Raw genomic sequence first — 6,949 nt, 5'->3', positions numbered from 1 at the left:
AGCAGTTGCCGGTCCGGATCGCCGCCCAGCTCGCCCACGCTGTGGCCGACGGTGAGCGTGACGTCGTACATGGCCCCCGCCGAGGCGGCGCTTGCGGCCGTGGGCGGTCGGCGACCCGGCCGGCGGCGCAGCACCCGACGGGGGCGGGCGGCCTGCTTGAGACGTTCCTCACCGGCGTGGGCGAGGATGTCCCGCTGGAAGAGCGCGGCCTGCATCTTGGCGGCGATCTGCCGTTGCTCGCTGGCGATGGCGGCCTCGCGGGCCTTCATCTCCGCGATGGACCGCTCGATCTCCGCCAGGTGCTCGACCCACTGTGGCTGGTGCGCACCGCAGTGTGGGCAGCTGACAGCCGGTTTGATCTCCCGGCCGCACGAGGAGCACTCAAAGGTCGCCACGACACCCCTCCACCCGCACTGTGGACTACCACCTTGGCAGCATGCCCAATGTGGGCGCGGATTTCGACAGTTGTCGGCGGGTCCGGGGCAAAGATCGTCCACGCGGACGGCGAACGGCCGGTCGCGGAGCGTGCTCCGCGACCGGCCGTCGGTCGGCGATCGTCAGGGGCGGCCCATGCCGCGGTACTCCCAACCGGCCTGCGTCCACAGTGCCGAGTCCAGGCAGTTGCGGCCGTCGACCACCTTGCGGCCGGCGGCCAGCTCGCCGAGGGCGACCGGGTCGGCGTTGCGGAAGTCGGCCCACTCGGTGAGCACGCAGACCAGGTCCGCGCCGGTCACGGCCTCGTTGATGCCGGGCTCGTAGACCAGTTCGGGCGCGACCGCGCGGGCCCGCTCCATGCCCTGTGGGTCGTAGACGTGCACGTCGGCGCCGGCCTTGCGCAGCAGCGAGGCGACGGAGAGCGCGGGCGCGTCGCGTACGTCGTCGGTGTTGGGCTTGAAGGTCGCGCCGAGCACGGCCACGCGCGTGCCGGAGAGGTCCGGCCCGGCGGGCCCGGAGCGGCGGCCGAGCAGCTCGGCGGCGAGCTGGACCACCCGGGTCCGGCGGCGCAGGTTGATCAGGTCGACCTCGTGCAGGAAGCGCAGCGCCTCCCCGGCGCCCAGCTCCTGGGCGCGGGCCTGGAACGCGCGGATGTCCTTGGGCAGGCAGGCGCCGCCGAAGCCGAGCCCGGCCTGGAGGAACCGGTTGCCGATGCGCGGGTCGAAGCCGATGGCCCGGGCGAGGTGCGTCACGTCACCGCCGGAGGCCTCGCAGACCTCGGCCATCGCGTTGATGAAGGAGATCTTGGTGGCGAGGAAGGCGTTCGCGGCGACCTTGACCAGCTCGGCGGTGGCGAAGTCGGTGACCACCAGGGGCACCTCGCGGTCCTCCGTGGCGGCCAGGTCGAAGACGCCCTTGTGGGCGGCGTAGAGCATGCCGTTGGCCCACTCGCTCTTGACGCCGACGACGATCCGGTTGGGCCGCAGCACGTCGTCGACGGCGAAGCCCTCCTGGAGGAACTCCGGGCTCCACGCCACCTCGACCCCCAGGTCGGCGGGGGTGTGCTTGCTGACCAGCTGCTCGACCCACTCGGCGGTGCCGACCGGCACGGTCGACTTGCCGACGATCAGCGCCTTGCGGGTCAGGTGCTGGGCCAGGCTGGTGACCGACGCCTCGACGTACGACAGGTCGGCGCCCATCCCGTCGGCGCGCTGCGGCGTGCCGACGCAGATGAAGTGCACGTCACCGAACTCGGCGACCTCGGCGATGTCGGTGCTGAACCGCAGCCGCCCGGCCGCCAGGTTGCGCTTGAGCAGCTCGTCGAGGCCGGGCTCGTGGATCGGCACCTCGCCGGCGTTCAGCATGGCGATCTTGTCGTCGTCGACGTCGAAGCCGAGGACCTCGTAGCCGAGTTCCGCGTAGCAGATGGCGTAGGTCGCACCGAGATAGCCGGTGCCCAGGAAGGTCACCCGCGGTCGCTGTGCGCCGGAGGGGGGCGTCACCGCGGCGATGGCGGGCATCGGCTGGGTGTTCGGGTACGGGATCGTCACGCCTGTCTTCTCCGCTCGCGCTGGCGTCGCGTCGTCGCGTCGCGTTCTGCTGCGGCGCCTGGGCGGGCACCGGAGGGACTCTAACGTCTGCCTGTTCCATCATCGCCGGGCGGCGTCGGCGCTCCGTCACGGGTGAGGCTACGCGGCGGTAACATGAGCTGAACTCTGTCGCTATCCTTCAGTCTGCGCCGTCGGCGGTCAGGAGACGCTACAGACTGCGCATGATAGCGGTGAAGGGGAGGGGCCGACATGGCCGCAGAGCAGTCGTTCGACGTCTACCGGTTGCCCGAGGAGCACGAGGCGATCCGGGAGGCGGTCCGTGAGGTCTGTGCGGCCAAGGTGGCGCCGCACGCCGCCGAGGCGGACGAGACCGGCGAGTTCCCGAAGGCGTCCTACGACGCGCTGCGGGCCGCCGACTTCCACGCCCCGCACGTTCCCGTCGAGTACGGCGGCGCGGGTGCGGACGCCCTGGCCACGGCCATCGTGATCGAGGAGGTGGCGCGGGCCTGCGCCTCGTCGTCGCTGATTCCGGCGGTCAACAAGCTCGGCACCATGCCGCTGCTGCTGGCCGGCTCCGAGGAGCTCAAGCGGCGCTACCTGACCCCGGTGGCGGCGGGCGACGCGATGTTCTCGTACTGCCTCTCCGAGCCGGAGGCCGGCAGCGACGCGGCGTCGATGACCACCCGCGCGGTGCGTGACGGCGATCACTGGGTGCTCAACGGCGTGAAGCGCTGGATCACCAACGCCGGGGTCTCGGAGTTCTACACCGTCTTCGCGGTGACCGACCCGTCGGCCCGGTCGCGGGGCATCTCCGCCTTCGTGGTCGAGAAGTCCGACGCCGGGGTCAGCTTCGGCGCCCCGGAGAAGAAGCTCGGCGTCAAGGGCTCGCCGACCCGCGAGGTCTACCTGGACAACGTCCGGATCCCCGCAGACCGCATGATCGGCGCCGAGGGCACCGGCTTCGGCACCGCGATGAAGACCCTGGACCACACCCGGGTCACCATCGCCGCGCAGGCCGTCGGCATCGCCCAGGGCGCGCTCGACTACGCCAAGGGCTACGTCCAGGAGCGCAAGCAGTTCGGCAAGGCGGTCGCCGAGTTCCAGGGCGTCCAGTTCATGCTCGCCGACATGGGCATGAAGCTGGAGGCGGCCCGGCAGCTGACGTACGCCGCGGCCGGCAGGTCCGAGCGCGGCGACGCCGACCTGACCTACTTCGGCGCGGCGGCCAAGTGCTTCGCCTCGGACGCGGCCATGGAGATCACCACCGACGCGGTGCAGCTGCTCGGCGGCTACGGCTACACCCGGGACTACCCGGTCGAGCGGATGATGCGGGACGCCAAGATCACCCAGATCTACGAGGGCACCAACCAGGTGCAGCGCATCGTGATGGCCCGTCAGCTCCTGAAGGGCTGAGCGGTTCGGCGGGGGGGCCGGTCCGTCCGGCCCGCCCGCGATCGTCACCTGATCCCGGTGCCGTCGTCGCCCGCCGCGCGGAGCGGCCCGTCGTGGGGCCGAACCGCACCCCGGCGCGCGTACGGCCGGCTCGTCACCGGATCTCGGCCGTGTCCTCGTCCTCGGGCCGGGTGGTGCCGCGCGGTGGCGCCGACCACGGGGACGCCCCGCCGGTGCGGCGCGGCAGCGGCTCGGCCGGCGTCGGGTCCGGGTAGCCGAGGCTCGGCGGAGCGGTGTCCCGGTCGTTCGAGTCGGCCGGCGGCCAGTCGGTCAGCGTGAAGTCGGTGCGCTCCGGCCCCTCGGCGGGCGCCGGCGTCGGCTCGACCACCGGGCGCGGCCACCGCCGCCAGCGCTGGCCGCTGAAGGTGGCGACGACCAGCAGCAGGCCGATCAGGAAGAGCGTGCCGTTCTGCACCGGCAGGTGCAGCGGCAGGGGGTCGCCGAAGACCTTCCAGCCGTCCGGGATCCGGTCCCGCACCTCGAAGGGCGCGACGAACATCCCCACGTACGGGGCGGCGAGCAGCAGCCCGGCCACGAGCGGGCCGAGCGGTGAGGTGCGCAGCGTGCCGAGCAGGCCGAGCAGGATCCCGCCGACGGCGAGGTAGACGGCGGGCTCGATGAGATTGGCCGAGTTGGACGTGCCGATCTCGACCCAACGGTCGACGGTGCGCGCCGACCCGTCCTGCCCGAGGGTGACCAGCACCCACGTGACGGGCGCCACCACCAACCCCGCGAGGAAGCTCCAGAGATGTCGCATCCGCGCACCGTACCGTTTTCGACATGACCGAGCACCCCTCCACCGCGCCGGCCGGCAAGCCGACCTCGTACTCCCGGGTCACCCTGAGCCGGATCATGACCGCGGTCGACGTCAACCTCTACGGCACCGTGCACGGCGGGGTGCTGATGAAGTTCATCGACGACGTGGCGGGGGCAGCCGCGGCCCGGCACAGCGGCGGCACGGCGGTCACCGCGGCCATCGACGAGATCGTCTTCACCGAGGCGGTCCGGGTCGGGGACCTGCTGCACGCGCACGCCCAGGTGAACTGGACGGGGCAGACCTCGATGGAGGTCGGCGTCCGGGTGGTGGCCGAGCGGTGGGACTCGGCCGAGGACGAGCCGGTGCGGGTGGCCACGGCGTACCTGGTCTTCGTGGGCGTCGACCTCGGCGGCGCGCCGCGGGTGGTCCGGCCGGTGCTGCCGGAGAGCCCGGAGGACGAGCGCCGGTTCCGGGAGGCGGAGATCCGCCGCGCCCACCGGCTGGCCCGGCGGCGGGCCATCCAGGCCCACCGCGCCGGCTGAGACGTCAGGAAGGGCTCTTCCGCTCAGGAATCGGCCGTGCCCCGCCTCGCCCACACAGGGTGGTGCCGGGGCATGTGGGTTCCGCACGTGCGCCGACGGAGGTCGGGTGCGGAGAATGGCGCTCTGAGGTAGGGCAAGATGGCGCCACGGCCCATTTCACAGTGTCGTGCGGGGCCAGGGGAGGGTGGAGCAGTGGGTGACGTGCTGTGGACGCCGCCGGCGGACGTACGCGAGCGGTCCCGGATCGGGAGCTACCTGCGCTGGCTGCGTGAGCACCGGGGGCTGGACTTCGCCGACTACGACGAGCTGTGGCGCTGGTCGGTCACGGACCTCGACGCGTTCTGGCGGTCGGTCTGGGACCACTTCGGGGTGGTCGCGCACACCCCGCCGACCGCGACGCTGACCGACCGGGGGATGCCCGGGACCAGGTGGTTCCCCGGCGCCACGCTCAACTACGCCGAGAACGTGCTGCGGATGCCGGGCCGGGCCGACGACGACCCGGTGGTGATCGCGCACGGGCAGACCCGGGCGCCGGTGATCCTCACCGCCGCCGGACTGCGCGAGCAGGTCCGCCGGGTGGCCGCCGGGCTGCGCCGGCTCGGCGTCACCGCCGGCGACCGGGTCGCCGCCTACGCGCCCAACATCCCCGAGACGTACGTGCTGCTGCTCGCCACCAGCAGCCTGGGCGCGATCTTCTCCTCCTGCGCGCCGGAGTTCGGCACCCGCAGCGTCACCGACCGGTGGCAGCAGATCGAGCCGAAGGTCCTCGTCGCGGTGGACGGCTACCGCTACGGCGAGAAGCCGGTGGACCGGCGGGCCGAGGTGGCCGCGATCCGGGCCGCCCTGCCGTCGCTGGAGCACACCGTCGGCATCGCCTACCTCGACCCGGCCGGGGATCCCGACTCCGCGCCGTCGGGCGGCGCTCCGGACCGGACGACGGCCGCGTTCGAGGGCGCGCTGGCCTGGTCGGAGCTGGCCGCCGAGACCGACGAGCCGCTGACCTTCACCCCGGTCGCCTTCGACCACCCGCTCTACGTGCTCTACTCCTCCGGCACCACCGGGCTGCCGAAGCCGATCGTGCACGGCCACGGCGGCATCCTGCTGGAGCACCTGAAGATGCTGGCCCTGCACCACGACCTGGGCCCGGCGGACCGGTTCTTCTGGTTCACCACCACCGGCTGGATGATGTGGAACTTCCTGGTCTCCGGGCCGGCGGTGGGTGCGGCGATCGTCCTCTTCGACGGCAACCCGGGCCACCCCGACCTGGGGGCGATGTGGCGGCTGGCCGGCGAGACCGGCACCACGTACTTCGGCACGTCCGCGCCGTTCCTGCTGGCCTGCCGCAAGGCCGGGCTGGTGCCGAGGGAGACCGCCGACCTCACGGCGCTGCGCGGGGTCGGCTCGACCGGCGCGCCGCTGCCCTCCGAGGGCTTCACCTGGGTGTACGAGAACGTCGGCGACGACCTCCAGCTCCAGTCGCTCTCCGGCGGCACGGACGTCTGCACCGGCTTCGTCGGTGGCGTGCCGCTGCTGGCGGTGCACGCCGGGGAGATCACCTGCCGGGCGCTCGGCGCCAAGGTGGAGGCCCGTTCGGCCGACGGCACCCCGGTCGTCGGTGAGCTGGGCGAGCTGGTGATCACCGAGCCGATGCCGAGCATGCCGGTGGGCTTCTGGAACGACGCGGACGGCAGCCGCTACCGGGAGGCGTACTTCGACGTCTACCCGGGCGTCTGGCGGCACGGCGACTGGATCACCATCAACGACCGGGGCGGCTGCGTGATCACGGGCCGTTCCGACGCCACCCTCAACCGGGGCGGCGTGCGGCTCGGCACGGCCGAGTTCTACTCGGTGGTCGAGGGGCTCGACGAGGTCGTCGACTCGGTGGTGGTGCACCTGGAGGACGACGAGGGCGGCGCCGGTGAGCTGCTGCTGTTCGTGGTGCTCGCCGAGGGGCTGGAGCTGGACGACGCGATGCGGAGGAAGATCTGCCGCGAGCTGCGTACCGCGCTGTCGCCCCGGCACGTCCCGGACGAGATCCACCAGGTCAAGGCCGTCCCGCGCACCCTGTCGGCGAAGAAGCTGGAGGTCCCGGTGAAGAAGATCCTCACCGGCACCCCGGTGGACTCGGCGGCGGCCAGGGGCGCGCTGGCCAACCCGGAGTCCCTCACGGCCTTCGCCACCCTCGCCCAACACCGCACCCCCCGCCCCTGACC

Annotated in this window: 6 protein-coding genes; 3 read left to right on the top strand and 3 right to left on the bottom strand. The window is 72.6% G+C overall.

Annotated elements, in window-relative coordinates:
• Positions 1-395: hypothetical protein (locus tag ACSNN9_RS27060; RefSeq protein ID WP_436676093.1), on the bottom strand; the 395-nt coding region annotated here is incomplete at its 3' end.
• Between the two features lie 162 nt (positions 396-557).
• Positions 558-1,985 carry a UDP-glucose dehydrogenase family protein gene (locus ACSNN9_RS27055; protein ID WP_358085708.1) on the bottom strand — a complete coding sequence of 476 codons (1,428 nt, stop codon included), beginning with the start codon at positions 1,983-1,985 and terminating at the stop codon, positions 558-560.
• Between the two features lie 249 nt (positions 1,986-2,234).
• Between ACSNN9_RS27055 and ACSNN9_RS27050 the strand changes: the two genes are divergently transcribed.
• On the top strand, positions 2,235-3,398 hold the full coding sequence (locus ACSNN9_RS27050) for an acyl-CoA dehydrogenase family protein (protein WP_436676091.1): 1,164 nt from the start codon (positions 2,235-2,237) through the stop codon (positions 3,396-3,398).
• A gap of 133 nt (positions 3,399-3,531) precedes the next feature.
• Here the strand turns inward: ACSNN9_RS27050 and ACSNN9_RS27045 are convergent, their stop codons facing one another.
• The gene (locus tag ACSNN9_RS27045; RefSeq protein ID WP_436676089.1) at positions 3,532-4,194 is read right to left on the bottom strand and encodes a hypothetical protein; all 663 of its coding nucleotides are present in this window, start codon (positions 4,192-4,194) and stop codon (positions 3,532-3,534) included.
• Positions 4,195-4,217: 23 nt separating this feature from the next.
• On the opposite strand from ACSNN9_RS27045, the gene ACSNN9_RS27040 reads away from it, so the two are divergent.
• Positions 4,218-4,736, top strand: coding sequence for an acyl-CoA thioesterase (locus ACSNN9_RS27040; RefSeq protein WP_357867876.1), 519 nt, complete (start codon positions 4,218-4,220; stop codon positions 4,734-4,736).
• A gap of 192 nt (positions 4,737-4,928) precedes the next feature.
• A complete protein-coding gene (locus ACSNN9_RS27035) occupies positions 4,929-6,947 on the top strand; it encodes an acetoacetate--CoA ligase (protein WP_436676087.1) in 2,019 nt (672 codons plus the stop codon).
• The last annotated feature ends 2 nt before the right edge of the window (positions 6,948-6,949 follow it).

The sequence above is a fragment of the Micromonospora sp. URMC 107 genome (assembly GCF_051386315.1).
Lineage (GTDB): Bacteria > Actinomycetota > Actinomycetes > Mycobacteriales > Micromonosporaceae > Micromonospora.
The sequence above is the reverse complement of the archived record's forward strand: the minus strand, read 5'-3'. Positions and strand labels throughout refer to the sequence as shown.